We start from the raw sequence: 22728 nt of genomic DNA, 5'->3' as shown, positions 1-22728 counted from the left end.
GGCGTTACACCTGAGAAGCCTTCCCCTAAGGGCCCTTGTGGCCCACTTCCATCCCGAAAAAAATGATCTCCGTCCTGGTCGTTGATCGGCCATAAGGTCGTGTACGCGGACGAGGGGTTATTTTTTCCTTTCTCTTCGGCGTTTCCTGGTCCGTTCGTCGGACGTCGTCCTTTGCCGCGTGCTGCCCGTGCCGCGCCGCTGGACGCCGCGATGCGCCTTCTTCCCTTTCCGCAGGCTGAGACCGTCCATGCATCTTCAGGAATTGAAAAAGAAATCACCTGCTGACTTGTTGTCCTTTGCGGAATCGCTTGAAATTGAAAACGCAAGCAGCCTTCGCAAGCAGGACATGATGTTTGCGATCCTCAAGCAACTTGCGGAAAACGATACGGCCATATTTGGTGAGGGTGTTCTTGAGATCCTTCAAGATGGCTTTGGTTTTCTCCGGGCTCCAGAAGCCAATTATCTTCCCGGCCCCGACGACATTTATATTTCGCCCAGCCAGGTTCGTCGTTTTGGGCTAAGAACGGGCGATACGGTCGAGGGACAGATCCGCTCCCCCAAGGATGGCGAGCGTTATTTTGCCCTCCTCAAGGTCAACAAGATTAATTTCGAGGTTCCCGAGGCGGTTCGTCACCGCATCAACTTCGATAACCTGACCCCGCTTTATCCCGACGAACGCCTGAAGCTCGAAATCGACGATCCGACCCGCAAGGAATTCACCACCCGGGTCATTGATCTGATCACCCCCCTGGGCAAGGGGCAGCGCGCCTTGATCGTGGCGCCGCCGCGCACCGGCAAGACCGTGATGCTGCAAAACATTGCCCACGCCATTACCGCCAATAATCCCGAGGTCTACCTGATCGTGCTGCTCATCGACGAGCGGCCGGAGGAAGTGACCGACATGGCCCGCTCGGTGAACGGCGAGGTTGTCAGCTCCACCTTCGACGAACCGGCGGCCCGCCATGTCCAGGTGGCGGAAATGGTCAGCGAAAAAGCCAAGCGGCTGGTCGAGCACAAGCGCGATGTCGTGATCTTGCTCGATTCCATTACCCGTCTGGCTCGCGCCTACAACACCGTGGTGCCCAGCTCGGGCAAGGTTCTGACCGGTGGCGTGGACGCCAACGCCTTGCAAAAGCCCAAACGCTTCTTTGGCGCCGCGCGCAATATCGAGGAAGGGGGGTCGCTGACCATCATCGCCACCGCCCTGATCGATACCGGCTCGCGCATGGACGAAGTGATCTTCGAAGAGTTCAAGGGCACCGGTAACTCGGAAATCATCCTGGACCGCAAGCTGGCCGACCGCCGCATCTTCCCCTCGATCGACATCACCCGGTCGGGCACCCGAAAGGAAGAACTGCTGGTGCGCCGCGACGTGCTGTCGAAGATGTGGGTGCTGCGTCGCATCCTGTCGCCCATGGGCACCCAGGACGCCATGGAATTCCTTCTGGGCAAGATGAAGGAAACCAAGAACAACGACGATTTCTTCGAAGCGATGAATTCCTGATCGCCGATCCATCGTCGAATAAAAAAAAGGGGCGGGGAGCCAGAAACTCCCCGCCCCTTTCTTATGAGGCCGGGTTCTTTTATGCCCCGATCGTTTTCAGGAAGGTCGCCACTTCCCGATCCAGCCCGCGCGAACGGTCGCTGAGATCGCGCGAGGCGGCCTGCACCGCCGACGAGGTTTCGGCGATTCCGTTGATTTCGGTGCGCAGGTTGCCAAGCGTCGCGTTCATGGTCTGGTTGCCGCCCGACACGGCGGTGATCGAACGGCTGATGTCGGTCATGGCCCGGTGCTGCTCGTCAACCGCAGCGCTGATCGCGGTTCCGATCTCGTCAATGCGGCCGATGGTCTCGCTGATCGATCGAATGGCGCCCACGGCTTCGCTGGTGGCGGTTTGCACCGTTCCGATCTGGCCGGCGATTTCATCGGTGGCCCGGGCGGTCTGGCTGGCCAGATGCTTGACCTCGCCCGCGACCACCGCAAACCCCTTGCCCGCCTCGCCGGCGCGCGCGGCCTCGATGGTGGCGTTCAAGGCCAGCAGATTGGTTTGCGAGGCGATCTGATTAATCAAGGTGATGACATCGCCAATCCGTCCGGCTGCCTGGGCAAGGCCCTGGACCAGACGATCGGTGCGTTCCGATTCTTCCACCGCCGCCGCGATCGCCTGGCTCGAGGCCTTGACGTGGCGGTTGATGTCGTTGATCGAGGCCGAAAGCTGCTCGGAAACCGAGGTCATGGCCTCGACATCGGCCGACGTGTCGTCGGCGGCGCGCACCACCGACTGGGTTTGCGCCGTCGTGGTTTCGGCCACCCGCGAGAGGCGCTGGGCCGCGTTGTCCAGATGGCCCGCCGAGGCGGCGATGGCGTCGGACACGTTCTTGACGCTGGCTTCGAACGAGCTGGCCATGCTTTGAGCGCGCTGGCGGCGTTCTTCCTCGGCGTGCTGCTTGGCCGTTTCCTGGGCCTGACGAAGGGTTTCGGATTCCCGCGCGGCGTCGCGCAGGGTGCGAATGGACGAGGCCAGCGAGCCGATTTCATCGGCGCGCCTGGTTTCCGGAACCTCGGTGTCATACTCCTGCCGGGCCAGGCGGGTGGTGACCTCGGTCAAGCCGCGTAACGGACGCACGATCGAACGCGCGATGACCAGGGCAAAGCCCACGGCGACAGCGATCACCAGCGCCACGATCAGGGCGAATTGCAGCGCCTTGGCCAGGAACACCGACTGGATGTCGTCGATATAAATCCCGGTTCCGATCATCCATCCCCAAGGCTCGTAATACTGGGCGTAGGAAATCTTGTCGGCGGGCTCGGCACCGGCCTTGCGTTGGTAGCGATAGAACACCGGTCCGCCACCGGCCTTGCCGGCGTCGATCAAGGCCTTGATGAAGGGGAAGCCGTTCACGTCGCGGGTATCGAGGGCGTTGTTGCCTTCGCGCTCGGCGTGACCGGGACTGAGTTTGCAAATACCGTTTTGATCATAGATGAAAAAATACTCGGCGCCGTCGTAGCGCAGGTCCCGCAGCAGGGCAACGGCCTGGGCTTGCGCTTCCGCCCGGGTGATCTGGCCCGCCGTGGCCCGGTCGTCGTAGGTTTTGAGTATCGATAACGAGGTATCGACCAGACTATCCATTTTGTCGATCCGGTCTTCGACCAGCATGGTTCGAAGCGTGCCGAGAGCGATCAAGGCGGTGATCAAGAATCCGATGACGCTGATGGCCACGACACTTTGCAGTTTGCCGGAAAGGCCAAGTTTGGGCAGGGTCATGGGGATGTCTTTCGTGAAAGGAGAGATGTGGAAAAGCGGTGGACGGGTAAAAGAGCCAACCCCGGCACGAATAAAAAAAAGGGGATGGAACGGATCCATCCCCCAGGGAAGGCGCGGAGGGAAGGGAGGATGCATCCCTTCCTTTAGTAAGGAGTGAGGTAGCGCGGTTTGACAAGAAACCATCGCGAGAAATAACGATCAGCGGTTTTGGCCTACCGCCTGGGCGTTAGGGCGACAGCCGGGCTTTCAACCCGGTGGTAATGATGTCCGTCAGATGGCCGTAGGCGCCGTCGAAATGATGACCACCCGGCAGGACCACGACCTCGACCCCTTCGCTTTCCAGGCCCGGACAGGCCGAGTCCTCGGCCTCGTCGCGTCCGTACAGGCATTGGATCTTGCTGGGATCCAGGCGGCGCAAGGCGGGCAGGGTTGGGGTGGGCTGCACGGGAGGCTGGCCCATCCATCCGGTGGGGTTGATTTCGAAATCCCCCACCGGGGACAGCGCCAGCAAGGAAACCTGAGCGATACGGGCCCGGTCCTCGGCCGGCAGGGCGACCAGGGTTTCGGGCAGGAGATCGGCGCCAAAGGAATACCCGATCATCAGCACCCGGTTCACGCCCCAGGCCTCGGTGTAATGGCGGATGAGCTGGGAAAGCTGGGCGGCGGCTTCTTCGGGCGTCTTGCGCTTCCAGAAGGCGCGAAGCGAGTCGATGCCCAGGGCCGGGATCCCCTGGGCTTGCAAGCGCCGGGCAATGTCGCGGTCGAGGTCGCGCCATCCGCCATCGCCGGAATACACGATGGCCAGCACCGACTGGGTGGCGGCGGCCGGCAGGGGGACAACGGACGTATCGGTGGGCTGATCCAGGCTCCACAGCACGCGTCGCATCCGCCGGTCCAGGATGCCAGGCAGGGGTCCGGTGGCGCGGACCAGCCGCACCTGGGGCTGGGCGCGATGGGCCAGGCGGGCCTGGGCGCGGGCATCGGGAAGCGCGGTGGGGGTCAGCACCACGGTGGCCGGGTCGGCAAGGTCGGCGCCCGGAAAGCCAAATCCGGCCGATCCCGGGGGCAGGGGGGGCTTCTGGTCCCGACACAGCGGCGTGCCCAGGGGCAGCATGGGCGCGGGGTCCACGGCCAGGGCGGCGGCGAAAGAGCGCACCGGAGCCGACGCCAGGGCGGCCAGGGCCACGGTTCCGCCCATGCCAAGCCCGGCCACCACCGGCGGCCGGTACTGATCTTGTCCCAGGGCTTGCTGAAGGGTCTGGCTCAGGCCCTCCAGGTCGCCGGCCAGATCGGCGCACTCCCCTTCGGCGGAAGCGGCGCGGGCCAGCCAGGCGGGCGTATCAAGACCGATCACCGCGACGCCTTCCCGGCGCCATCGGGCGGCCAGGGCCTCGTCGGTGGTGCCCCAGCCCTGAGCGCCCGAGAACAGGAACACAAACCCGCGCGGGCTTCCCTGGGGCAGCGCCAGGCGGGGCAGGGGGAGGTTCCCGGTCTCCACCGTCCCCGTGGGCAAGATCACCTCGGCCCTGGCGGGGGCGGAGGGGCCCAGAAGGGCGGCGCTCATCAGCCCCACGGCAATGCCGTGGCGCAGCGCGTACCTGAGGCTCATTTTCCGATCACTCCCTTGAGCCCGCCGCTGATCAGCAAGGCCACGTCGGCCAGGGCCAGCGCCGGGTTGACCCGTCCCCCCACCGCCATGTAGCGCGGGTGCCAGGTGGGGGAGAACTTGGCCTTGAAGGCGCGCAAACCCTGGAAGTTATAGAACCGCTCGCCATGCTCGAACACGGCGCGGCCCACCTGGTTCCACATGGGCGCCGAGACGCTGGCCCGCAAGCCGGCCAGCGGCGCCATGCCCAGGTTGAAGGAGCGAAAGCCCTCGGCCTGGTAGCGCTCGATCAGACGCAGGAACAAAAACTCCATGCCCGAGCGCGGCCCTTCCGGATCGAAGCGCATCAGGTCGATGGCCACTTCCTCCTTGCAGGCCGTGACCATCAGGGTCGCGAAAGCCACGATCCGGTCCTGGTGGCGCAAGACAGCGGCGGGCTGGGCCAGCACGTAGTCGGGCTGGAAGGCCCCCAGGGAGAAGCGCTTTTCCCGGGTCTTGTGGGTGGTCAGCCACATATCCGAAATTTCTTGCAGGCGCGGCAAGACGGCTTCGGTCTCGGTCCCGGTCAGAACGTCGACCGACAGGCCCTCGCGGACTCCCCGGCTGAGGGTCTGGCGCAATCCATAGCGACGCGATCCGGTCAGGGAAAAGGAGGTGAGATCCACCACTGCTTCCTCGCCCAGCTTGAAGGCCCGCAAGCCCACGTCGGCGTACAGCGACAAGGAATCGGGCGATACCTGATAAAACACCGGCCGCCCCCCGGCCTCGGTGGCCATTTCAACAAAGCGCCACACCAGTTCCGGGGCCGCGTCCCGCGCGCCGATCGGATCGAGGAGAGCGATCCAGGAAAGGCCCTGACGGCCATACATCAGGAAGGCCCCGCCGTCGTCGCTGAACAGCAGGCTCTTGTCGCCCATGCGCACCAGGTTGGCGGCGGCGGTCGGCTGGGTATCGATCAGGGCCACGGCGCGGCACAGGTCGCCCTCGTGGGGGATGGGGGCGCGACCGCTGGCCGGGCGGAGCAGCGACCACAGACCCACGGCGATCGCTCCCAAGGTGACCGCGAGAAGGGCGCGCAGGCTGCGGGGGGCCTCCTGCGAAAACTCGAACACGCCCCAAAGCGCATGGGAATATTCGACCTCGCGATACGTCACGAACAGCAAGATGAAGGCGGAAATCACCACGGTGGCCACGGCGGCCAGCCAGGGCGGGGTCAGGGCCTGGTGAACCAGGGCGGCGGGGCGGCGAAATTCCGAGCGGTTGGCCAGCAGGGCAACAATCAGAAGGCTCAAAAGAATGCTCTCGCCAAGCGCCAGGGCTTTGAGAAGCGAAAGAACCACGGCCAGAAACGAGGCCCCCAGGGCAACACCCCAGGCACCATCCAGCCGGAAGGCAAGACCGCGCGCCACCACGATGAGCAGCAATCCCAGGATCGACGCCAGGAAGTGCGCCCCCTCGACCACCGGCAGGGGCACCCAGTCGGCAAGGACCGAAAGGGAATCCGGTTGCGCCGGGGTCACGCCGGAAAAAATCAGCATGGCGCCAAGCGTCACCGTCAACGCGGAAAGAACGGGCGGAACCAGGCGGGTGCCAGCCCCCAGCAGGCGCGAGGTCGCGGGGCCCAGGACCAGCCGCCGAACCTCGACCCCCGTCACGACAACGGCGGCCAGCACCAGGGGCAGAATGTAATAGATGACCCGGAAAAGAATGAGCGCGCCCAGCAGGTCGTCCACGGGGACGGAATCGGAAAGGGTGGCCAGCAAAATGGTTTCCAGCACCCCCAGGCCGCCGGGAACATGACTGAGCACGCCCAGGCCCAGGGCCACGGTGAACAAGGCCACGAAGGCGGCAAACGACAGCGGCACCGGGGGCATCAGCACCCACAACACACCCGCGCAGGCCAGCACATCAACGACGGTGGCGGCCAGTTGTCCCAGCACCAGGCGCGGGTGCGGCAGGCGAACGCTGAAGCGGCCACGGCCCAGGGTTTTCTCCTTGGTCAGGGCCACCCAGATGAAAGCGCCAACGATGGCGGCCAGGGTGATCACCGCCCCGACGCGCACCGGCAGGGCCGGCAAGCCGATGAAGGGGGCGATGTCGTCGGCGGTCCAGGCCAGGGCGGCGGCCGACAAGGTGGTGAGCCCCAGCCCGAAGGCGGTGGTGACAAACACAATGACCTTGGCGGCGTCCTCGGGCTCCAGCCCATAGGAGCCATAAAACCGCAGGCGTAGCGCCCCTCCGGTCAGGGGGCCAAAGCCGGCCGTGTTCCCCACCGCGTAGGCGCAAAAGGCGGTGAGGGAAACCGCGCGGTACGGCAGGGGGCGCCCGATAAAGGAAAGCGCGGCCACGTCATAGAACGACAGGGCCAGGAAGCCGATGGCGGTCAGGCCAATGGCCTGGATCACATGGGTGGCCGTGGTTTCGCGCAGCGCGGCGAGAACGTCCTGGTAATGCACTTCCCGGACCAGGGACGCGATGGTCACGGAAACAAGAATCAGCACGGCCACCGTCGCAAGCGAGACCAGGGCGGTGCGATGAGAGGAAATCCATGTTCGAAGCGAAGCGAAGAGGGTGCGGGGTTTTTCCGACGCCTGGGCGTCGGGATCGGGTTCGACGGTCATGGGAGATCACACGAAACGAGAGGTCGAGGCGACCGCGGGGCAGTCGTCGGAAGTGGCGAGGCCACAAGACGGTGAGGACAGGTCTCGGGTGTGTCAAGGGGCGCGGACCGGGAAAGTGCCGCCAAGGGGAGCCAGGGGAAAAATCCGTTGCCCGGACCTGGATGTTTCACGTGAAACACTGGAACGAGGGACGCGCACGACCCAAGCGCGCGGGCCAGGCGCACGATTCAGGCGAGCGGGCCCGGCGAGCAGGAGTACCGCCGGAAAGGGCAAGGTGGTGGAACGGCGCCGGCAGGGGAGGAGCCATCCGTCGCCCGCGCCCGGATGTTTCACGTGAAACATTGGGGCGGGCGACGGATGGGGATCAGGGCAGCAAAATCGTCGAGCCCACGGTGGCCCGGGATTCAAGCGCCCGGTGGGCGGCGGCGGCCTCGGCCAGGGGGAAGCGTTGGCCAATGGTGATGGACACCACGCCCTTCTGAACAACCTCGAACAGGTCGGCGGCGGTGGCTTCCAGCTCGTCCCGCTCGGCGGTGTAGTGGTTCAAGGATGGCCGGGTCAGGAACAGCGATCCCTTTTGCGTGAGCAAGGTGGGGGGGAAGGGGGGCACCGGTCCCGAGGCGTTGCCGAAGGTCACCATCATGCCGCGCGGCCGCAGGCAGTCCAGCGACGCCTCGAACAGGGCGGCGCCCACGCCATCATAAACCACCGGCACCCCCTTGCCGTCGGTCAGGTCGCGCACCCGCGCCACCAGGTCTTCCTGGCTGGGGATCACGACATGGGTGCAGCCGTGGGCCAGGGCGATCTCGCGTTTCTTTTCCGAGCCCACGGTGCCGATGATGGTCACGCCCAGATGGCGCAGCCACTGGCAGGCGATCAGCCCGAGCCCGCCGGCGGCGGCATGGAGCAGAACCGTCATGCCCGGAGCCACCGGGAAGGTGCGCCGGATCAGGTACTGCACGGTCATGCCGCGCAGCATCATGGCGGCGGCCTGCTCGTCGGCGATGCCCTCGGGCAGGGGGAGAAGGATGGCCTCGGGCACGATGCGGGCGGCGGCGTAGGCGCCGGTGGGGCCGGTGCCATACGCCACGCGCTGACCCACCGCCACCCGGGTGACATCGGGCCCCACGGCCTCGACCACGCCGGCGGCTTCCATTCCCGGGCAGCCGGGCAGGGGAACCGGGTAGAGGCCACTGCGGTGATAGGTGTCGATGTAATTGACGCCGATGGCGGTGTGGCGGACCCGCACTTCCCCGGGTCCGGGATCGGCGAGGGGAAGATCCTCGACGGTGAGAACATCGGGGCCGCCGGTGGCATGAAAGCGAACACTGAGGGTCACGGAAGGGGACTCCGGTCAGGACACCCGGGGAAGCGCGAGGGCGTCGCGCAGGGCGTCGGGGGTGGAAAGAAGGGGACCGCACACCCCGGCCCGGCAGACGGTGGCCTGGGGCTGGGGGCCCCGCGCCGGGGCATGGCGCACCGCATAGGCATCGTGGGGCAGGGCGGCCAGGGTCGCGGCCAGGGAGCCGTCATCGCCATGCAAGGTCACCTCGGCGGCCAGGGCGCGCCACTGGCAGGCGGCCAGCAGGGCGGCGTGGTGAGGGAAGCGGGTGAGGGGCTCGGCCCCTGCCGCGCGGCGCAGCCCCTCCAGGCGGTCGTCCCAGCAGGGGGCACCGGTCAGCACGGCGAGACGGGCGAACACCCAGGCGAGAAGGCCGCTGCCGCTGGGCACCACCCCATCGGGCAGCCCGCGCAGGCGCAAGGGAAGGTCGGCGGCGTCGGCGGCGGTATGGTAATAGCCCGGGCCGGTCGGGTCGCGATACAAGCGCTCGACGGTTTCCATCCAGGCCTGGGCCTGATCCAGGAACGCCGGGGTGCCGGTGGCTTCGTACAGCGCGATCGCGGCCAGGGCCTGGGCCGCGTAGTCCTCCAGCAGGGCGGTTTCCTGAAGCTGGTTCCGGCACAGGCTGTGCCCCAGGCGCTGGTCCGGCCGCGTCATCGTGGCCTGGATGCCGTCCCAGGCATGGCGGGCGCGCTCGATCCAGGCGGGTTCGGCGAACACCTGGCCGGCATGAACCAGGGCGACCAGGGCAAGGCCGTTCCAGTCGGCCAGGATCTTGTCATCGCGGGTGGGGCGCGGCCGGTGGTCGCGGGCCCCGCGCAGCAGGTCGAGGGCCGGGGCCAGCCCGGCCACCAGGGCGCTTTCCTCGGCCGGCGCCAGGATCGGGCCGGCGCGGTGCAAGATGGAATGACCCTCCCAGTTGCCACCGGGCACCACCCCATAGGCGGCCTTGAATGCCGGCGCCATCGGGCCCAGCAGGGCGTCGATCTCGCCTTCGGACCAGACGGCGAACGCCCCTTCACCCCCTTCGTTGTCGGCGTCGAGCGAGGCGGCGAAGGCGCCGTTTTCGCCGGTCATTTCGCGGTCCATCCAGGCCACGGTCTCGCGCACCCGGCGCTCCAGCAGCGGGTCGCGGGTCCGGCGCCAGACCAAGGTGAGGAGATCCACCAGCTGGGCGTTGTCGTACAGCATCTTTTCGAAATGCGGCACCAGCCAGGTTTCATCGGTGGCGTAGCGGGCGAAGCCGCCGGCGAGGTGGTCGTACAGGCCGCCCTGGGCCATGCGGGTCACGGTCAGGGTGACGGCGGCGCGGGCGTCCTTCTGGTCCTGGTGCACGCCCACCCGCCACAGGAATTGAAACACCACCGGCAGGGGGAACTTGGGGGCGCCGGTCAATCCCCCGTGCACGGGATCGACGCGGCCGGCCACGACACGGGCCAGGGGCACCAGATCGGGCAGGGGAGGGGTGTCGGGGCCGGCATCGGGCGCTGTTTCCAACCGCGCCAGGGCGGCCACCACCTGGCCGGCCTGATCGTTCATGCGGGCGGGATGGTCGCGGGCGAACTCGGCGACCAGCCCCAGCACCTCGACGAACCCGGGCCGTCCGAAGCGCGGGGCGCGGGGAAAATAGGTGCCGCCGGCGAAAGGACGGCCGTCGGGGGTCAGGAACATGGTCAGGGGCCAGCCCCCGGGCTGGCCGATCAAGGCCAGGGCATTTTGGTAAAAGGCATCAACGTCGGGGCGCTCCTCGCGATCGACCTTCACCGGAACGAAGTGGGTGTTGATCACGGCGGCCACCGAGGCATCCTCGAAACTCTCGTGGGCCATGACATGGCACCAGTGGCAAGCCGCGTAGCCGACGCTGAGCAAAATGGGGCGACCGCTCGCCTGGGCCTCGGCGAAGGCCTCGGCCCCCCAGGGGAACCAGTCCACGGGGTTGTCCCGGTGCTGGCGGAGATAGGGCGAGCTGGCCTCGCCCAAACGGTTTTCACTCATGGCACCCCCTTTTGGCGAACCCCGGGGAGTCCGGGACATTGCGGGCCATCGCGCCCTGACATAACCTTGGGAGAGAACCGCCTTCCTGCAACCGCGCGCGAAAAGGGAAGCGGGAGAAGCGAGACACAAGGAAGCGGCGGATGAAAATCACGGTCAATGTGGAATGCACGCCCGAGGAAGCCCGGGCCTTTTTTGGCCTGCCCAACGTGGCGCCGTTGCAAGACGCCCTGCTGGAGCAGATGAAGGAACGCATGGCCGCGTCCTTGAATGCCATGGAGCCGGAAACCCTGATGCGGTCGTGGCTGCCGATGCAGGTCCAGAACCTGGGCGCGATGCAGGATTTCTTCTGGTCGCAGATGGCCAAGGCGGCAACAGGCGGATCGGGACGCGGCTCGGGCGGCTCGGAAGGATAAGCGCGTGAGGCAAAACGACGTGCCCGTTCAGGCAACCATCTTTGCCCCGGCCACCGCGCGCGGACGCGGCGGCGTGGCGGTGGTGCGGATTTCCGGCCCCGAGGCCGGGGCGGCGCTGCGCGCGCTGTCGGCCCGCGACCTGCCGGCCCCGCGCCGGGCGACGCGGGCCTGCCTGCGCGATCCGGCCTCGGGGGAGGCACTGGACGACGCGCTGGTCTTGTGGTTTCCAGGGCCGGGCAGCTTCACCGGCGAGGACGTGGCCGAGCTGCATGTCCATGGCGGCCGGGCGGTGGTCATGGGGGTGCTGGAAGCCCTGGGGCGCTGCTCCGGCCTGCGTCTTGCCGAGCCGGGGGAGTTTACCCGGCGCGCCTTCGTGAATGGCAAGATGGACCTGACGGCGGCCGAGGCCCTGGCCGACCTGGTCAACGCCGAGACCGAGGCCCAGCGCCGCCAGGCCCTGCGACAAGCCGATGGCGCCCTCCTGCGCCTGGTCGAGGGCTGGCGCGATACCTTGCTGCGGCTGCTGGCCCATCTGGAAGCGGTCCTCGATTTTCCCGACGAGGAGTTGCCCGAAACCCTGGAAGCAACGATTGGCGACGGGCTGCGCGCCTTGCGCGGCACCCTGGCCCGCCATCTCGCCGAGGGCCATCGCGGCGAGCGCCTGCGTGAAGGGGTGCGGGTCGCGGTGATCGGGGCCCCCAACGCCGGCAAGTCCAGCCTGGTCAACCAGCTGGCGCGGCGGGAAGCGGCCATCGTGTCCGAGACCGCCGGCACCACCCGCGACGTGATCGAGATCGCCCTGGACCTGGGCGGGATCCCGCTGCTGGTGGCGGACACGGCGGGCATCCGCGACACCGCCGACCCGATCGAGGCCGAGGGCGTGCGCCGGGCCTGGACCCGCCACGCCGACGCCGACCTGACCGTGGTGGTGCAAGACGGTACCCTGGGCGCGGCGGCGCCGGACCCGCTGCCCGGATGCACCGAAGCCACAGTGGTTCGGGTGCGAACCCGCGCCGACCTGTGCCCCGAAGCCGCGAGGGCTGAAGACGGGCCGGTGTGGATTTCCTGCCGGACCGGCGCGGGCATGGCGCGGCTGGAACAGCGTTTGTTGACCCTGGCCCAAACCCTGGTGGAAGGGGACGGCAGTCCACCCCCCACCCGACTGCGCCACCGGATGGCGATTCAAGATGCCGTGGCCGCGCTGGAGCGGGCCGAGCAGGCCCCCTTGCCGGAACTGCGCGCCGAGGATATGCGTCTTGCCCTGCGCGCCCTGGGACGCCTGACCGGGCAGGTCGGGGTGGAGGACGTGCTGGACGTGATCTTCCGCGACTTCTGCCTGGGCAAATAGCCGCGCCAGCACCCGACGGCAGGAACCCGACGGCAGGGACACGACATCCGGCCCCGAAGGTCGGACCACCAAGGACTCGTCCGGCCCGGGGGTCGGACCAACAAGGACAGAAGACGGTGATGTGGGACGTGATCGTGGTCGGTGGCGGCCATGCGGGGGTGGAGGCGGCGGCGGCGGCGGCGCGCCTGGGGGCCAGGACCTTGCTGGCCACCCATCGCCTGGAAACCCTGGGGGCGATGTCGTGCAACCCGGCCATCGGCGGCCTGGCCAAGGGGCATCTGGTGCGGGAAATCGATGCCCTGGACGGGGTGATGGCACGGGCCATTGATCGCGGCGGCATCCAGTTTCGGGTGCTGAACCGCTCGAAGGGGCCGGCGGTGCGCGGTCCCCGGGCACAGGCGGACCGGCGTCTGTACGCCGACGCGGTGCGCGCCCTGTTGGACGAAACCCCGAACCTGACCGTGCGCGCGGGGGCGATCGAGGATCTGGTGGTGGACGGCGCGGGCCGGGTGCAAGGCGTGGTCACCGACCAGGGCGAAACCCTGGGCGCGGGCGCGGTGGTGCTGACCACCGGCACCTTCCTGCGCGGGGTCTTGCATGTGGGCTCGACCCGCACCCCCGGGGGGCGGGTGGGCGATCCGGCCTGTCTGGGTCTGTCGGCCGCCCTGGAGCGCCTGGGCTTTCCGCTGGGCCGCCTGAAGACCGGCACCCCGGCCCGCCTGGACGGGCGGACCATCGACTGGGCGGGGTTGCAAGAACAGCCGGGCGAGGACCCGCCGCCGCCGTTTTCCTTCCTGACGTCGGCGATCACCACCGAGCAGCGCCCGTGTCACCTGACGGCGACGACGCCGGCCACCCATGCGGTGATCCGCGACAACCTGCACCGCTCGGCCCTGTATGGCGGGCACATCGAGGGCGTGGGGCCGCGCTATTGTCCCAGCATCGAAGACAAGATCGTGCGCTTTGCCGATCGCGAGCATCATCAGGTGTTTCTGGAGCCGGAAGGCCTGGACGACCCGACCATCTACCCCAACGGCCTGTCGACCAGTCTGCCGGCCGATGTGCAAGAGGCGTTCCTGCGCACGGTGCCGGGACTGGAGCGGGTAGGGATTTTCCGCCCCGGCTACGCCATTGAATACGATTTCGTCGATCCGCGCGAACTGGGTCCGACCCTGGAAACGGCGCGGGTGCCGGGGCTGTTCCTGGCCGGACAGATCAACGGCACCACCGGCTACGAGGAAGCGGCGGCGCAAGGCTTGCTGGCCGGGGTCAACGCGGCCCTGGTGGCGGGACGGACGCGGGCGCGGGGGCCGGAGACGGTGTTCACGGTGGACCGCGCCGACGGGTATCTGGGGGTGATGATCGATGACCTGATCACGCTTGGCACCCGCGAGCCCTACCGCCTGTTCACCAGTCGCGCCGAGTATCGGTTGCTGCTGCGCGCCGACAACGCCGACCGGCGTTTGACCCCGCGCGGGTTGGCGGTGGGCTGCGTGGGCGCGACGCGCGCGGCGGCCTTCGCCGAAAAGGAAGCGGCGCTGGCGGCGGCCCTGCACCTGGTCGAGAGCCTGGGCGAAACCCCGCAGGCCCTGGCGCGGCGGGGCATCACGGTCAACCACGATGGGGTGCGGCGGACTCCGCTGGACGTGCTGACCCTGCCGGACATGAGCTGGGAGCGGGTCACGGCCCTGTGGCCGGAGCTGGGCGCGTTGCGCGCCGACGTGGCCGAGCAGCTGGAAATCGAAGCCCGGTACGCCGGATACCTGGCCCGCATGCATGCCGATGTCGCCGCCTTCCGGGCCGACGAGGCCCTGGGCCTGCCGGCTGATCTGCCGTACCAGGATCTTTCGGGGTTGTCGTCGGAACTGCGCGGCAAACTCCAGGCGGCGCGGCCGGCCACCCTGGGGGCGGCGGGGCGAATTCCCGGAATGACGCCAGCAGCCTTGACGGTGCTGCTGCGCTATGTGAAGAAAGGGGCGCGCGCCGCTTGAGGGCTGGTCGATGGACCGCCGTGGCGCCTTGCCCCGTTCGAGCGCGAACGATCCCCTGGAAACGGGGGGCGTGAGCCTGTGGGGCTCCCCGGGGGGCCCGCCGCCGGGTTCGCTTTTCTCCTTGCGGATTTCCTTGGTATGAGCAAGCCCGCGTCGCCTCCGCTGACCGCCGAGGCCTTTGCCGCCGCCTGCAATGTTTCACGTGAAACATTGTCCCGCTGCGAGACCTATCTGGCCTTGCTGCGCCGGTGGCAGCCGCACTTGAATCTGGTGGGGCCCAGCACCCTGTCCGACCCCTGGCGCCGGCACTTTCTTGATTCGGCGCAGCTGCTGCCCCTGATGCCCGAAGGCACCCGCGTGGTTTTGGATGTGGGCAGTGGCGCCGGTTTTCCGGGATTGGTCCTGGCGATCCTGGGTGTTCCCGAGGTGCATCTGGTCGAAGCCGATCAGCGCAAGGTGGTGTTCCTGCGCGAGGCGGCCCGCCACACCAACACGACGGTGACCGTCCACGCGCGGCGCTTGGAAACCCTGGATCCGTTTCCGGTGGACGTGGTGACGGCGCGGGCCCTGGCGCCCTTGCCGCGCCTGCTGGACTGGACGGCGCCTTTTCTGGAAAAAGGGGCCGAGGCCCTGTTCCTCAAGGGAGAGGCCGTCGAGGAAGAGTTGACCGAGTCCGGCTCAGCGTGGATGATGCGGGTGGACCGGTTCCCTAGCCGCACCGGGTCCAGCGGCTTCGTCCTGCGACTTGGAGAGGTTCGCCGTGTCTGAGCCCCAATTCCCTGAAACCCTTGCGATCGAGACCTCCCTCGCCGCGACCGCTTCCGCCGCGTCCTCTTCCGCTCCGTCCTCTTCGGCGCCGTCTTCTTCCCCTGCGTCACCTCCCACCACGCCGGCCCCGGCTCCGGCCACGCGCATTATCGCCATCGCCAATCAGAAGGGCGGGGTGGGAAAAACCACGACCGCCATCAACCTGGCAACGGCCCTGGCCGCGACCCACAGACGGGTCATGATCATCGACATGGATCCGCAGGGAAACGCCTCGACCGGTTTGGGCCTGGCCACGGCGGCCCGTTCGCAGGGCAGCTACAAGTTACTGATGGGCGACGCCACCCCCCGCGAGGCCGCGCGACCGACGGCGGTTGCCAATCTGACGATCATCCCGGCGGGGGTGGATCTGGCGGGCGCCGAGCTGGAACTGGTGGCCGAGATGGGGCGCGAATTTCGTTTGCGCGAGGCGTTGAAGGGGCAGCTGGACGGCATTGATTATGTGCTGATCGATTGCCCGCCGGCCCTGGGGCTGCTGACCTTGAATGCCCTGGTGGCGGCTCATGCGGTGATGGTGCCGCTGCAATGCGAGTTTTTTGCCCTGGAGGGCATCAGCCATCTGGTCAAGACCATTGACCGGGTGCGCCAGGTGTTTAATTCGACCCTGGAAATCCAGGGGATCGTGCTGACCATGTTCGATCGGCGCAACAACCTTTCCGACATGGTGGCGGCTGACGTGCGCGGGTACTTCGGATCCAAGGTGTATAACACCGTGATTCCCCGCAATGTCCGGGTGTCCGAAGCGCCGTCGCATGGCAAGCCGGTGCTATTGTACGATTTGAAATGCCCGGGATCGCAGGCCTACCTGCATCTGGCGGGTGAAATGATCCGACGAGAAAACGGAATGGCGGCATGACAACGGCGAGTTCGAACGACGAGACGGCTTCGCTGTTCTCGGATCCCGTGCCCCCAACCGGCTCTGCTTCTGGCTCGGGCCCGGCACGCAAGCGGGGCCTGGGGCGCGGGTTGTCGGCCTTGCTGGGTGGCGACGAGGACGTGGCCCGCCTTGAAGCCGGCGAGGTCGCGGTCAAGGGGGTGCAAACCGTTCCCATTGGCCTGCTGGCGCCCAACCCCACCCAGCCGCGTCGGGTGTTCGATGAAGAGGGCATTGCCGACCTCGCGGAATCAATCCGCTCGAAAGGCATCCTGACGCCGATCCTGGTCCGCCCGGATCCGGACGGGGGAGAGGGCTACCAGATCATCGCCGGCGAACGCCGGTGGCGGGCCGCGCAACGGGCCCAGATTCACGACGTGCCGATCCTGGTCCGGTCGCTGTCCGACAAGGAAACGCTGGAAGTCGCCCTTGTCGAAAACCTGCAACGGCAGGATCTTTCGGCGATCGAGGAGGCGGAAGGCTATCGTCGCCTGATGGAGGACTTCAGCCATACCCAGGAAGGCCTGGCGCAGGTTCTGGGCAAAAGCCGCAGCCACATCGCCAACACCTTGCGCCTGACCAGTCTGCCCGACGAGGTCAAGGGGATGGTGCAGGAAGGCAAGCTGACGGCCGGGCACGCCCGCGCCTTGATCACCTGCGACCATGTCGTGGACCTGGCGCGCCGCGTGGTCGCCCAGGGGCTCAACGTGCGCCAGACCGAAAAGCTGGCGCAGCAGGCGGCGGCGCCCAAGAACCGTTCCGCCCGGCCGGCGCACGAAAAGGACGCCGATACCCTGGCGCTGGAACGCGATGTGTCCAACGCGCTTGGTCTGGCGGTCAACATCGAGATCAAGGGACGGGGAGGGCGGGTGAGCATTACCTATGAAACCCTTTCCCAGTTGGATGACCTTTTGTACCGTCTGACGCACGGCGGCATGGACTCAACACCCGAACCTACGGTGGAAGAAGATGAAACCGCCGGCCTTGATGAACTGGTCACCTTCGACCCCGACGAGTAGAGTCCTCGCGTCGTCGGTTGGTGCGCTGCTTTGAGGTAGTTCCTCTCTTCAAAGCGGCGTAAAATCCCGGGCACTTTGCCGTCTCGGGGGGCGGGGCGGTTGTCCGGGAAAAGGGTAGACCGCCATCATGTCCGATTCCGTCACTCCGTCGACTGCCTTGACGGCGGCGTCCTCTTCCCGTCCAAAGGAGAATCCCTCTCCGCCGGAAGACAGCCCGGCGGATCCCTTGCTGCGCCTGCTGGATGCCGTGCCCGACGCGCTGGTGGTGGTGGCCGGGGGGCAGGTGGTGTTTGCCAGCGCCGTTTTCTGCCTGATGGTCGATCGCGCGGCGGACGCTTTGCTGGGGATGTCGTTCCTGGATCTTCTGGTCGAGGAAGACCGCGATGTCTGCGCGGCCCGTTTTGCCGAGCCCGGCCAAGCATGGGAGGTGATTGCCCGGCTGATCGACGACGAACGGGCGGTTCACCTGCACGGCAGCACCAGCACCCAAGGGGACGGCGGGCCGGTCACGGTGGTGACGGTTCACCCGGGACCGCCCAGCCAGGGACTGCTGATGGATGGGGCGGTGCGCTCCGTGCTCGATCAAGTCCCGTTCCCGGTGATGGTGACGAGTCCGGCCGGCGTGATCGAATACACCAATCCGGCTTTTTTGCATGGCCTGGGGTACGAGGCACACGAGGTTCTGGGGCGCACGCCGCGTTTCTTGAAATCCGGCACCATGGACGAGGCGATCTACGAACGCCTGTGGGCCGACCTGGGCGCCGGACGGCCCTGGAGTGGCGAGGTTCAGAACCGGCGCAAGGATGGCTCGCTGGTGTGGGAGCGCACGACCCTGACGCCCTTGCGCGACGCGGGCGGGGTGATCATCCACTATCTGGCGGTGCACGAAGACATCAGCCAGCGCAAGGCGGCCGAAACCCGCTTTTGGCATCAGGCCAACCACGATGCCCTGACCGGGCTGCCCAACCGCGTGCTGCTTCGCGACCGCATGACCCTGGCCCTGGCCCATGCCCGGCGCAACGGGCTGCGCCTCGCGGTTCTTTTCATCGACCTGGATCGGTTCAAGGCGATCAACGAAACCCATGGGCCGGAAACAGGCGATACCTTGCTGAGCCTGGTGGCCGCGCGCCTGCGCGACTGCCTGCGCGATACCGATACCCTGGCCCGGGTGGGGGGCGACGAGTTCGTGATCCTGATGGCCAGCGACGCGAGTTCCCGCCATCATGCCCTGGTCGCCCGGCGGATCCTGGAAGCCCTGCGCAAGCCGTTTGTTCCCGAGAAGGCCGGCGCCGGCGAATTGCTGATCAGCGGATCGATCGGGATCACCGTGTATCCCGACGACGCGGAAACCGTGGACGGGCTGGTTCGCAACGCGGAAACCGCGATGCAAGGCGCCAAGAAAGCCGGACGGAACACCTATCAGTTCCATACCCCGGACATGAACCGCGACATCGAGGCGCAGATTACCCTGGAAAGCGCCTTGCGTCGGGCCGTGCGGCACATGGACCTGACGCTTCATTATCAGCCGGTGGTGGATAGCGCGACCCTGGCGGTGGTGGGAACCGAGGCCCTGGTGCGCTGGCCGCTGGCCGACGGAGGATTCATGCCCCCGGCCCGGTTCATTCCCATCGCCGAGGAACTGGGGCTGATGGAGGAAATCGGGGCCTGGGTATTGTGGAGCGCGTGCACGCAAGGGCGGATCTGGCAAGAACGGGTCGATGAGGGCTTCCGTCTGGCGGTGAACCTGTCATGGCGTCAGTTGCGCGACCCTGGCTTTCCCGATCGGGTGCAGGAAGTGCTGGAAGGAACCCGGCTTTCGGCCTCGGTGCTGGAACTGGAGGTCAGCGAGGCGACCCTGGCCCGGGATCCGGTGCTGATCGGCCATACCCTGGCCGCGCTGCATGAGCGCGGTGTTACCCTGACCATCGATAACTTCGGCTCGGGGCACGGCTCGATGAAAACGCTGCGTCACCATCCCTTCAGCGTGATGAAGCTGGACCGGCAATGCGTGGCCGACATGCTCACCCGTCACGAGGACGCCGTGCTGGTTGAAACGGCCACCTTGATGGCCCGGCGCCTGGGGTTGCGGGTGGTGGCGGAAGGGGTGGAAACCGAGGCGCAGCTGGAGCACCTGCGCAATCACTACTGCGATTTGATCCAGGGCTTTTTGTTTGGCCAGCCCCTGCCGCCGGATGACCTGATGGCCATGCTGTAGGGCCGGGCAGGGGCGATCACTCCATTTTAATCGGAATGCGCTTTAATCTTCGGTCTTGCCCCGGGTGATCAGGATGATCAGCACGAACAGGGTCAAGGTCAGGCCCAGGCCCAGGAACAGGGCCACGGTCATGATGCCGGTCGAAAGGGTCACGCCGCCAACATAGATGCCAACGTAGAGCAGCAGGCCGAGAATGGCCACGGCCATGACACCCGCGACTTTTTTGTTGACCATGGCGGAACTCCTTCGTGTCCGGGGGAGGAGGACGGTCTTGAAAAGAAAAGGGGCGCGACGCGATCCCTGGGGAACGGACCCCTTCACTCGTCCTTTGACTGTACCCCCCCCTGACCGGTTTTGTCCATCGTCGGACTAGGCTGGTCTTGCTCCGGGGCGGCACGGGTGTATGATGACCGGCCTTTCGTGAACACGAGGAGCCCGATCCGTGATCATTCCAGAGGCCCTAACCTTCGATGATGTCCTGCTTGAACCCGCGGCCTCGGATGTGCTGCCGGCTCAAGCAGATACACGTACCCAGCTGACCGCTTCGATCACCCTGGGAATTCCCCTGATCAGTTCGGCGATGGACACGGTCACGGAAAGCGAAATGGCCATCGTCATGGCGCAGTCCGGTGGCATTGGCGTGATCCACAAGAACCTGGATATCGCCGCCCAGGCCGAGGAAGTGCGCAAGGTCAAGCGCTTTGAAGCCGGCATGGTGGTCAATCCGGTGACCATCGGCCCGGACGCCCCCCTGGCCGACGCGCTCGCCTTGATGGCTCATCACAAGATCAGCGGCATTCCCGTCACCGAGCCCGGCTCGGGTCGCCTGGTCGGCGTGTTGACCAACCGGGATGTACGCTTCGCCGAGGATACCTCGGCCCCGGTGCGCGCCTTCATGACCCATGAAAACCTGGTCACGGTACGCGAGACGGTGAGCCAGGCCGAGGCCCGGCGCCTGTTGCACGCGCGCCGGATCGAGAAGCTGCTGGTGGTCGACGAGAATTACCGCTGCATCGGGCTGGTGACGGTCAAGGATATTGAAAAGGCCCAGAATTATCCCAACGCCTGCAAGGACGAGCACGGCCGGCTGCGGGTGGCGGCGGCCACCGGCGTGGGCACCGATGGCCTGGCGCGGGCCGAGGCCCTGATGGAGGCCGGGGTGGACGTGGTGGTGGTGGATACCGCCCACGGTCATTCCCGGGGTGTGATCGACGCGGTGGCCGAGGTCAAGCGCCGCAGCACCGGCGCCCAGATCATTGCCGGCAACGTGGCCACGGCGGATGGGGCGCGCGCCCTGGTCGATGCCGGGGCCGACGCGGTCAAGGTGGGCATCGGGCCGGGCTCGATCTGCACCACCCGGATCGTGGCCGGGGTGGGCGTGCCCCAGTTCACCGCGATTGTCGAGGTGACCGAGGCCCTGCGCGACACGGGGGTCAAGGTGATCGCCGATGGTGGCATCAAGTATTCTGGCGATCTGGCCAAGGCCCTGGCCGGGGGCGCGCACACGGTGATGGTGGGCAGCCTGCTTGCCGGCACCACGGAAGCCCCGGGCGAGGTGTTCTTGTATCAGGGCCGCAGCTACAAGGCCTATCGCGGCATGGGCTCGCTGGGCGCCATGGCGCGCGGCTCGGCCGACCGTTACTTCCAGCAGGAAGTCTCCAACACCTTGAAGCTGGTCCCCGAGGGGATCGAGGGGCAGGTGCCGTTCAAGGGCCCGGCCGGCACGGTGATTCACCAGCTGATCGGCGGCTTGAAGGCGGCGATGGGCTACACCGGCAGCCGCACCTTGCCCGAGCTGCGCGAACGGGCCCGTTTCCGGCGCATCACCGCCTCGGGCTGGCGGGAAAGCCACGTGCATGACGTGACCATCACCAAGGAAGCCCCGAACTACAGGGGTGGCATGTGACGCCTGGCGCCCGGTTTCAGGAGGCGGTGGCCCTGCTGGAGGCGATCGCTTCCAGCGACCGGCCGGCCGATGGCACGGTCAGCGCCTTTGTGCGGGCCCGGCGCTACATGGGGGCCAAGGACCGTCGCGCGGTTACAACGCTGGCCTGGGGCGTTCTGCGCCACCGGGCCCGCCTGACGTGGCACGTGGAAGCACGGCGGGGCACGCCCACGCCGCGCACCCTGGCGTTGGCCTCGTTGCTGCTTGTGGACGGGCAGGCCCCGGCGGCGGTGCGCGCCCTGTTCGACGCCCGGGGGCGGACTCCCCATGAACCCCCGCCGTTGTCGTCGGCTGAAGGCGCGTTGATCGATGCCCTGGCCGGGCGGACGCTCGCCGATCCGGCCCAGCCGCTTGCGGTGCGCCTGGAAATCCCGGCCTGGCTTCCCGACCGGCTGGCCCCGGTCTGGGGGGACGACACCGAGGCGGAACTGGCGGCCCTGCTGCCGGAAGCGCCCCTGGATCTTCGCGTCAACACCTTGAAGGCGGATCGCGACACGGCGGTCGCGGCCCTGGCGGCGGAAGGAATCGCCACCATCCCCGGCACGCTCAGCCCCTGGGCCCTGCGCGCCGAGGGGCGGCCCAACGTGGCGGCCAGCGCGGCGTTCCAGCAAGGCCTGGTCGAGGTCCAAGACGAGGGCAGCCAGCTGATCGCCCTGTTGACCGAAGCCGGCCCAGGCATGGCGGTGCTGGATCTGTGCGCGGGCGCGGGGGGCAAGACCCTTGCGCTGGCGGCGGCCATGGAGAACAAGGGCACCCTGGTGGCCACCGATGTCAGTGCCGGCCGCCTGGAACGGGCGCGCACCCGCTTGCACCGGGCCGGCGTGCACAACGTGACGCGGCGGGTGCTGGACGCGGAAACCGGGCGCTGGCTGAAGCGGCGCAAGGGCAGCTTTGACCGGGTGCTGGTCGATGCGCCGTGTTCGGGCACCGGAACGTGGCGGCGCAATCCGGATGCGCGCTGGCGCCTGACCCCGGCTCAGGTCGAGTCCCTGTGCGCGGAACAGGCGGGGGTGCTGGCGCGGGCGGCGGATCTGGTGCGGCCCGGCGGGCGGCTGGTGTACGCGACGTGTTCGCTGCTGCCCGAGGAAAACGAAGGCCAGATCACGGCCTTCCTGGCGGCGCATCCCGACTACCGGCCGCATCCCGCGCCCGACGGCCAGCCGTGGCACCGCTTCACCCCGGCCCGCCATGGCACCGATGGATTTTTCGTCGCGGTGTTGGACCGGATCGTTCCGTAAAGGCGGGGTCTGGGGAGGTCCGGCCTCCCC

16 protein-coding genes are annotated in these 22728 nt (G+C 67.3%); 10 read left to right on the top strand and 6 right to left on the bottom strand.

Annotation, left to right across the window (positions count from 1 at the left end):
• Positions 1–247 precede the first annotated feature (247 nt).
• Positions 248–1504, top strand: a complete 1257-nt coding sequence (gene rho, locus ROR02_RS00905) for a transcription termination factor Rho (protein WP_147162120.1) — start codon at positions 248–250, stop codon at positions 1502–1504.
• 79 nt (positions 1505–1583) lie between these two features.
• Here the strand turns inward: rho and ROR02_RS00900 are convergent, their stop codons facing one another.
• The 5 genes from ROR02_RS00900 to ROR02_RS00880 form a co-directional block, all read right to left on the bottom strand.
• Positions 1584–3266: a methyl-accepting chemotaxis protein gene (locus tag ROR02_RS00900; protein ID WP_170244900.1), complete on the bottom strand. Its 1683-nt coding sequence runs from the start codon at positions 3264–3266 to the stop codon at positions 1584–1586.
• A 226-nt stretch (positions 3267–3492) separates the two neighbouring features.
• Entirely contained in the window at positions 3493–4875 is a 1383-nt protein-coding gene (locus ROR02_RS00895) for an AcvB/VirJ family lysyl-phosphatidylglycerol hydrolase (RefSeq protein WP_147162118.1), read from the bottom strand.
• Positions 4872–7493 carry a bifunctional lysylphosphatidylglycerol flippase/synthetase MprF gene (mprF, locus tag ROR02_RS00890; RefSeq protein WP_147162117.1) on the bottom strand — a complete coding sequence of 874 codons (2622 nt, stop codon included), beginning with the start codon at positions 7491–7493 and terminating at the stop codon, positions 4872–4874. The genes ROR02_RS00895 and mprF overlap by 4 nt, the downstream gene beginning before the upstream one ends.
• A 364-nt stretch (positions 7494–7857) precedes the next feature.
• Positions 7858–8832 carry a quinone oxidoreductase family protein gene (locus ROR02_RS00885; RefSeq protein ID WP_147162116.1) on the bottom strand — a complete coding sequence of 325 codons (975 nt, stop codon included), beginning with the start codon at positions 8830–8832 and terminating at the stop codon, positions 7858–7860.
• Between the two features lie 15 nt (positions 8833–8847).
• Positions 8848–10830 (bottom strand): thioredoxin domain-containing protein, encoded by a 1983-nt coding sequence (locus tag ROR02_RS00880; protein ID WP_147162115.1) that lies wholly within the window; start codon positions 10828–10830, stop codon positions 8848–8850.
• A 140-nt stretch (positions 10831–10970) separates the two neighbouring features.
• Here ROR02_RS00880 and ROR02_RS00875 point away from each other — a divergent pair, with 140 nt between their 5' ends.
• From ROR02_RS00875 to ROR02_RS00845, 7 genes are all read left to right on the top strand, one after another.
• Positions 10971–11243: a DUF6489 family protein gene (locus ROR02_RS00875; protein ID WP_147162114.1), complete on the top strand. Its 273-nt coding sequence runs from the start codon at positions 10971–10973 to the stop codon at positions 11241–11243.
• Between the two features lie 4 nt (positions 11244–11247).
• Positions 11248–12591 carry a tRNA uridine-5-carboxymethylaminomethyl(34) synthesis GTPase MnmE gene (mnmE, locus tag ROR02_RS00870; RefSeq protein WP_246135331.1) on the top strand — a complete coding sequence of 448 codons (1344 nt, stop codon included), beginning with the start codon at positions 11248–11250 and terminating at the stop codon, positions 12589–12591.
• Positions 12592–12710: 119 nt separating this feature from the next.
• On the top strand, positions 12711–14582 hold the full coding sequence (mnmG, locus tag ROR02_RS00865) for a tRNA uridine-5-carboxymethylaminomethyl(34) synthesis enzyme MnmG (RefSeq protein WP_147162113.1): 1872 nt from the start codon (positions 12711–12713) through the stop codon (positions 14580–14582).
• Positions 14583–14744: 162 nt separating this feature from the next.
• Entirely contained in the window at positions 14745–15350 is a 606-nt protein-coding gene (gene rsmG, locus ROR02_RS00860) for a 16S rRNA (guanine(527)-N(7))-methyltransferase RsmG (RefSeq protein WP_170244906.1), read from the top strand.
• 145 nt (positions 15351–15495) lie between these two features.
• On the top strand, positions 15496–16263 hold the full coding sequence (locus ROR02_RS00855) for a ParA family protein (RefSeq protein ID WP_170244905.1): 768 nt from the start codon (positions 15496–15498) through the stop codon (positions 16261–16263).
• A complete protein-coding gene (locus tag ROR02_RS00850; protein ID WP_147162111.1) occupies positions 16260–17300 on the top strand; it encodes a ParB/RepB/Spo0J family partition protein in 1041 nt (346 codons plus the stop codon). The genes ROR02_RS00855 and ROR02_RS00850 overlap by 4 nt, the downstream gene beginning before the upstream one ends.
• 127 nt (positions 17301–17427) lie before the next feature.
• A complete protein-coding gene (locus ROR02_RS00845) occupies positions 17428–19515 on the top strand; it encodes a putative bifunctional diguanylate cyclase/phosphodiesterase (protein WP_147162110.1) in 2088 nt (695 codons plus the stop codon).
• Between the two features lie 42 nt (positions 19516–19557).
• Here the strand turns inward: ROR02_RS00845 and ROR02_RS00840 are convergent, their stop codons facing one another.
• Complete coding sequence (locus tag ROR02_RS00840) at positions 19558–19749, bottom strand: hypothetical protein (RefSeq protein ID WP_147162109.1); 192 nt, start codon at positions 19747–19749, stop codon at positions 19558–19560.
• A 208-nt stretch (positions 19750–19957) separates the two neighbouring features.
• Between ROR02_RS00840 and guaB the strand changes: the two genes are divergently transcribed.
• Positions 19958–21421 (top strand): IMP dehydrogenase, encoded by a 1464-nt coding sequence (guaB, locus tag ROR02_RS00835; RefSeq protein ID WP_147162108.1) that lies wholly within the window; start codon positions 19958–19960, stop codon positions 21419–21421.
• Positions 21418–22698 (top strand): RsmB/NOP family class I SAM-dependent RNA methyltransferase, encoded by a 1281-nt coding sequence (locus ROR02_RS00830; protein ID WP_147162107.1) that lies wholly within the window; start codon positions 21418–21420, stop codon positions 22696–22698. The genes guaB and ROR02_RS00830 overlap by 4 nt, the downstream gene beginning before the upstream one ends.
• The last annotated feature ends 30 nt before the right edge of the window (positions 22699–22728 follow it).

The organism is Pararhodospirillum oryzae, assembly GCF_007992075.1.
GTDB classification, from domain to species: domain Bacteria; phylum Pseudomonadota; class Alphaproteobacteria; order Rhodospirillales; family Rhodospirillaceae; genus Pararhodospirillum; species Pararhodospirillum oryzae.
Note: the sequence above shows the minus strand (reverse complement) of the source record. Positions and strands in the feature narration are given on the sequence as shown.

What these genes read in the sequence shown, in the direction of transcription:
- rho (WP_147162120.1), top strand. Translation starts at nt 248, where the DNA reads ATGCATCTTCAGGAATTGAAAAAGAAATCACCTGCTGACTTGTTGTCC.
- mprF (WP_147162117.1), bottom strand. Translation starts at nt 7,493, where the DNA reads ATGACCGTCGAACCCGATCCCGACGCCCAGGCGTCGGAAAAACCCCGC.
- mnmG (WP_147162113.1), top strand. Translation starts at nt 12,711, where the DNA reads ATGTGGGACGTGATCGTGGTCGGTGGCGGCCATGCGGGGGTGGAGGCG.
- ROR02_RS00840 (WP_147162109.1), bottom strand. Translation starts at nt 19,749, where the DNA reads ATGGTCAACAAAAAAGTCGCGGGTGTCATGGCCGTGGCCATTCTCGGC.
- ROR02_RS00850 (WP_147162111.1), top strand. Translation starts at nt 16,260, where the DNA reads ATGACAACGGCGAGTTCGAACGACGAGACGGCTTCGCTGTTCTCGGAT.
- ROR02_RS00875 (WP_147162114.1), top strand. Translation starts at nt 10,971, where the DNA reads ATGAAAATCACGGTCAATGTGGAATGCACGCCCGAGGAAGCCCGGGCC.
- ROR02_RS00845 (WP_147162110.1), top strand. Translation starts at nt 17,428, where the DNA reads ATGTCCGATTCCGTCACTCCGTCGACTGCCTTGACGGCGGCGTCCTCT.
- ROR02_RS00900 (WP_170244900.1), bottom strand. Translation starts at nt 3,266, where the DNA reads ATGACCCTGCCCAAACTTGGCCTTTCCGGCAAACTGCAAAGTGTCGTG.
- ROR02_RS00880 (WP_147162115.1), bottom strand. Translation starts at nt 10,830, where the DNA reads ATGAGTGAAAACCGTTTGGGCGAGGCCAGCTCGCCCTATCTCCGCCAG.
- ROR02_RS00895 (WP_147162118.1), bottom strand. Translation starts at nt 4,875, where the DNA reads ATGAGCCTCAGGTACGCGCTGCGCCACGGCATTGCCGTGGGGCTGATG.